General features: G+C 66.4%; 7 protein-coding genes. 2 read left to right on the forward strand and 5 right to left on the reverse strand.

Going from position 1 to position 5276, the window contains the following annotated elements; genetic code table 11:
• The 5 genes from RMO04_RS16020 to RMO04_RS16040 form a co-directional block, all read right to left on the reverse strand.
• Positions 1 to 1325 (reverse strand): AAA family ATPase (locus RMO04_RS16020; protein ID WP_309645774.1); only part of this gene is annotated, 1325 nt, incomplete at its 3' end.
• Between the two features lie 8 nt (positions 1326 to 1333).
• The gene (gene clpS / locus RMO04_RS16025; protein WP_305581364.1) at positions 1334 to 1663 is read right to left on the reverse strand and encodes an ATP-dependent Clp protease adapter ClpS; all 330 of its coding nucleotides are present in this window, start codon (positions 1661 to 1663) and stop codon (positions 1334 to 1336) included.
• 154 nt (positions 1664 to 1817) lie between these two features.
• Positions 1818 to 3086, reverse strand: a complete 1269-nt coding sequence (locus RMO04_RS16030; RefSeq protein ID WP_309645775.1) for a DNA polymerase IV — start codon at positions 3084 to 3086, stop codon at positions 1818 to 1820.
• Positions 3083 to 3970 carry an ROK family protein gene (locus tag RMO04_RS16035; RefSeq protein WP_309645776.1) on the reverse strand — a complete coding sequence of 296 codons (888 nt, stop codon included), beginning with the start codon at positions 3968 to 3970 and terminating at the stop codon, positions 3083 to 3085. Before RMO04_RS16035 ends, RMO04_RS16030 begins: the two co-directional genes overlap by 4 nt.
• Positions 3971 to 4014: 44 nt before the next feature.
• Positions 4015 to 4599, reverse strand: coding sequence for a hypothetical protein (locus RMO04_RS16040; protein WP_309645777.1), 585 nt, complete (start codon positions 4597 to 4599; stop codon positions 4015 to 4017).
• Positions 4600 to 4793: 194 nt separating this feature from the next.
• On the opposite strand from RMO04_RS16040, the gene RMO04_RS16045 reads away from it, so the two are divergent.
• Positions 4794 to 5159 (forward strand): response regulator, encoded by a 366-nt coding sequence (locus tag RMO04_RS16045; RefSeq protein ID WP_215340030.1) that lies wholly within the window; start codon positions 4794 to 4796, stop codon positions 5157 to 5159.
• Between the two features lie 5 nt (positions 5160 to 5164).
• Positions 5165 to 5276: hypothetical protein (locus RMO04_RS16050; protein WP_309645778.1), on the forward strand; the 112-nt coding region annotated here is incomplete at its 3' end.

Raw genomic sequence — 5276 nt, forward strand, 5'->3', positions numbered from 1 at the left:
GGCGGGATGCGGGCGATCTTGGCGACCACCGACTCGACCTCTTTCAGGCCGATGATCTTCTTCCGTTTGCCCTCGGGCAGCAGCATCTGACCAGCGCCGGCCTCGTCGATGATGTCGATCGCCTTGTCCGGAAGCTTCCGGTCGGTGATGTACTTGGCCGACAGCTCCACCGCCGCCTTGATGGCGTCGTTGGTGTAGCGGAGCTTGTGGAACTCCTCGTAGTAGGTCTTCAGGCCCTTGAGGATCTTGATGGTGTCCTCGATCGTCGGCTCGTTGACGTCGATCTTCTGGAACCGGCGGACCAGGGCGCGGTCCTTCTCGAAGTGCTGTCGGAATTCCTTGTAGGTCGTCGAACCCATGCAGCGCAGGGTGCCCGAGGCCAGGGCGGGCTTCAGCAGGTTGGAGGCGTCCATGGCCCCGCCGCTGGTGGCGCCGGCGCCGATCACCGTGTGGATTTCGTCGATGAACAGGATCGCGTCGGCGTGGTTCTCCAGTTCCTTGACCACCTGCTTCACGCGCTCTTCGAAGTCGCCGCGATAGCGGGTGCCCGCCAGCAAGCTGCCCATGTCGAGCGAGAAGATGGTCGCGCCGGCGAGCACCTCGGGAACCTGGCCGTTGATGATCTTGCGGGCGAGGCCCTCGGCGATGGCGGTCTTGCCGACGCCCGGATCGCCCACCAGCAGCGGGGTGTTCTTGGTCCGCCGGCACAGGATCTGAATGCAGCGCTCGACCTCGGCATGGCGTCCGATCAGCGGATCGACCTTACCCTGCTTGGCCTTTTCATTGAGGTTCACGCAGTAGGCTTCCAGCGCCTCGCCGCCGGTCTTGACCGCGGGCTTGTCCTCGTCCTCGGCGCCCTTGACCGGCTTGGCGTTTTCCGCACCGGCCTTCTTGGCGATGCCATGGGCGATGTAGTTGACCGCGTCGTAGCGGGTCATGTCCTGCTCTTGCAGGAAGTAGGCGGCGTGGCTCTCGCGCTCGGAGAAGATCGCCACCAGCACGTTGGCGCCGGTCACTTCTTCGCGGCCCGAGGACTGGACGTGGATCACCGCGCGCTGGATCACGCGCTGGAACGAGGAGGTCGGCTTGGCGTCCTCGCCGTCGTCGACCACCAGGGAACGGAGCTCGTTGTCCACGTAGTTGGTCAGGGTCGTCTTCAGCGACGGAAGCTCGACGTCGCAGGCTTTCATCACGCCGGCGGCGTCCTCATCGTCGATGAGGGAGAGCAGCAAATGCTCGAGGGTCGCGTACTCGTGCTTTCGCTGGTTGGCGAACGCGACGGCGCGGTGCAGGGATTCTTCGAGATGGCGCGAGAATGACGGCAATCTGGGCCTCAATCCTTTTCCATGGTGCACTGAAGCGGATGTTGATGCCGCCGCGCGGTATCAACGACCTGGGCCACCTTTGTTTCCGCCACTTCGTAGGTGAACACGCCGCACACACCCACCCCGTGCTGGTGGACATGCAGCATGATCCGCGTCGCGTCTTCGCGCGACTTGTTGAAGTACTGCTCAAGCACGTAAACGACGAACTCCATGGGAGTATAGTCGTCGTTCAAGATCAGCACTCGGTACATCGACGGCTTCTGCGTCTTCGGCTTGGTCTGTGTGATGACCGCCGACTTGACGCCCGTCTCTTGATCACCTTGCTTTCGCTCGGCCATCGGAACAGGTCTCCCAGTGGACACGGGCCCACTCTATCTACGGATTAGATATGGAAAAGATGGCCGTATGGAAGGGTTGAATTCGTTCGCGAGCGTACGGATGGCGCCAACAGCGCGTTTTTGCCGCGCCGAAAGGCGCCTGAAGGGGCGTCGCTCAATCCTGCGGTGAAGTTTTCGAGCGAAAAGCGCGCCCCGAGGTGAGGGCGCCGGCTCCGAATCGCGCCCGAAGCGTGTCGATGGTCCGCTCGTGGGTCAGGGCGCGCTGTTCGTCGCCCGAGAACAGGTCGTGCTCGACCGCCTCGGCCGGGACCAGTTCGGCGACGCCGATGCCGATCAGCCGCCACGGCTGGCCCTTCGCCTCCTTGGCCAGCATCTCGCGCCCAATGGCGAACAGTGTCTTGGCGGTCTGGGTCGGCACGGAAATCGCTCGCCGCCGCGACAGGATCTTGAAGTCGGTCCCGCGCAGCTTGAAAGTCACCACCCGTCCGGCGACGCCGGCCGCCCGCGCCTGGCGTCCCACCTTCTCGCACAGCGGCGCCAGCATGGCCTCCAGGTCCTCCACCCGGTGGAGGTCGTCGTTGAATGTGGTCTCGGCGCTGATCCCCTTGCGCTCCTCATTGGGATTGACCGCCCGGTTGTCGCGGCCATGGGCCAGTTCCGCCAGCTTCAGGCCGTAGGTTCCGAACCGCTCGGCCAGGTCCTTGATGTTTGCGCGGGCCAGGTCGCCGACCGTGCGGTAACCGCCGGCCTCCATCGCCTTGACCATGGCCGGTCCGACGCCCGGCATGATCGCCACGGGCCGGGGCGCCAGGAAGCTCTCGGCGTCGACCGAGCCGATCACCGAGAAGCCGCGCGGCTTGTCGATGTCCGAGGCGATCTTCGCCAGGAACTTGTTGGGGGCCAGGCCAATCGAGACCGTGATGCCGACTTCCGCCTCGATCCTGGCCTGCAGGCGCGCCAGGGTCTCGGCGGGCGGCGCCTTGTGGAGGCGCTCGGTCCCCGACAGGTCCATCCAGGCCTCGTCCAGCGACAGCGGCTGCACCAGCGGCGTCAGGTCGCGCATCATCTCCATGATCCGCCGGCTCTCGGTGCGGTACTTGGTGAAATCGGGTTTCAGGATCACCGCCTGGGGGCACAGCTGGCGCGCCTTGAACATCGGCATGGCTGAGCGGACGCCCGATATGCGGGCGATGTAACAGCAGGTGGTGACCACACCGCGCTTGCCGCCCCCGACAATCAGCGGCTTGTCGCGCAGCGACGGGTCGTCGCGCTTCTCAACCGACGCATAAAAGGCGTCGCAGTCCATGTGGGCGATGGAGAGCGTCTCCAGCTCCGGATGGTCGGCCACGCGCGGCGAACCGCATTCGGGGCAGCGCCGGGCGAATTCGCCGCGCGTGAAGCAGTCGCGGCAGAGCGCGCTCATGGCGCCGGCCACAGCCGAGCCGCTCCGCGCACCCCGGAGGAGTCGCCATGCAAGGCGGGCCGGATCGGGGTGACGAAGACGTCGGAGAACACCTTGCCGGCGATGGCGGCGGGGAGGTCGTCGTAGAGCCGCGCCAGGTTCGACATGCCGCCCCCCAGGACGATGACGTCGGGGTCGATCACGTCGCAGACGGCCGCCAGTCCCCGCGCCAGCCGGTCGACATAGCGATCGAGCGCCGCCCGGGCCTCGAGATCGCCCGCCGTCGCCCTGGCGACCACCGCCTTTCCATCGGCCATGTCGGCGTCTCGGGCCAATCCGGTTCCCGACACCCAAAGCTCCAGGCAATTGCGCCGGCCGCACCAGCAGGTCGGGCCGGGATGTTCCTGGTTGGTGGGCCAGGGCAGGGGCATGTGCCCCCATTCTCCAGCGAGGGCGTTGGCGCCGTTCAGGATCGCGCCGTCCACCGTGATCCCCGCGCCGCACCCGGTACCCAGGATCGCGGCGAACACCACGCGCGCGCCGGCGCCGGCCCCATCGGCCGCCTCGGACAAGGCCAGGCAGTTGGCGTCGTTGGCGTATCGCACCCGCCGCCCCAGCACGCGGGTCAGGTCCCGTGGAAACGGTCGCCCGTTCAGCTCGATGGAGTTGGCGTTGCGCATCAGCCCCGTCACGGGCGACACCGAGCCTGGCCCGCAGACCCCGATCTCCGCCGCCTTGCCGCCGGCCTGGCGTTCGGCCTCGGCGACCAGCTCCGCCACCGCCGCAAGCCCGCCCTCATAGGTCCGCGGCGAGACCCCGCGCACGCGCGACAGGAAGCCGCCGTCGGCGCCCAGCGCCGCGGCTTCGATCTTCGTGCCGCCGAAATCCACCCCGATGCGGATCATGAGGTCATGGCTTGTTCCGTTTGGGCCGAGAACTCAATGGCCGCTCAGCCGATCGTGGCCTCGATGGCCGCGCGCAGTTCCGCCCAATCGTCGATACGGGCGTGGCGATCCGGCGCGGTCGGCGCCAGGCGCTGCAGGCGCGTGTCGGCGACCATCTGGAACCGTGTCACCTGGGGCGCGTGGTCGGCCACCGAGTCGAGGTTGGAGATCAGGTCATCGATGAACACCGCCGGGCCCCGGACCTGGGCGGCCATCACCGCGGCCAGCGGACCCTTGGGGCCGGTGTTGAGCACGAGGGGATAGTCCATGCGGTGGCGGCCCAGCCAGCGCGCGCGGGCCAGCCGGGCAGGGCCGGGGGCGTTGGTGAAGATGACGATGCTGGCGCGCCGCGACAGGCCGCGCAGGGCGTCCACCGCCCCAGGGGCGGGCTCCATGTCGCCGCAGCCGTAGCGGAAGAAGTCGTCGAAATGGCCGCGGCCGTCCTCGATGGGCAAATGGTCGCTCTCGCCAGGCCGGTAGATGTTCTGGAACAGAGCGAAACGATCGACCCGGAACTCCAGGCCGCGGCCTTCCAGGAAGCGGCCAAAGCCTTCCATGAACAGGCCCAGCACCTCGTCGACGTCGACCAACAGCAGCGGCCGAGCGGGATCGACGCCAAGCTCGGCGAGGTTCGGCGACTTGGGTGTGCGGACGATGGGCGGGGTGTCGGTCAGGGGGCGCTCCGTCGCGACTAACGCGAGTTTAAGGATATCCGTGGGATCAAGGGTTTCACAGGTGGGGTCGGCGCACGATTCGCAGGCTCGAGAGCATCATCGAGATGAAAATGGCCAAGAAGGTCCTCATCGTCGAGGATAACGAGCTGAACATGAAACTCTTTCATGATCTGCTCGATGCCCAAGGCTACGAAACGTTGCAGACCCGCGAGGGATTGCAGGCGCTCGCCCTGGCGCGGGAGCATCGTCCCGACCTGATTCTGATGGATATCCAGCTTCCCGAGATCTCCGGACTGGAGGTCACCAAGTGGCTGAAGGAAGACGACGAGCTGGCCCATATTCCAGTCGTGGCTGTCACCGCTTTCGCCATGAAGGGCGATGAGGAGCGCATCCGCGAAGGCGGTTGCGAGGCCTACATCTCCAAGCCCATTTCGGTGTCGCACTTCCTCGACACCATTCGCCGCTTGCTAGGCTAGCCGCCATGTCCGCCCGTATCCTCGTGGTCGATGACATCGAGGCGAACGTCCGGCTCCTCGAAGCCAAGCTGACCGCCGAGTATTACGAGGTGCTGACGGCCTATGACGGCCCGACGG

It is taken from the genome of Phenylobacterium sp. (genome assembly GCF_031412415.1).
GTDB lineage: Bacteria > Pseudomonadota > Alphaproteobacteria > Caulobacterales > Caulobacteraceae > Phenylobacterium.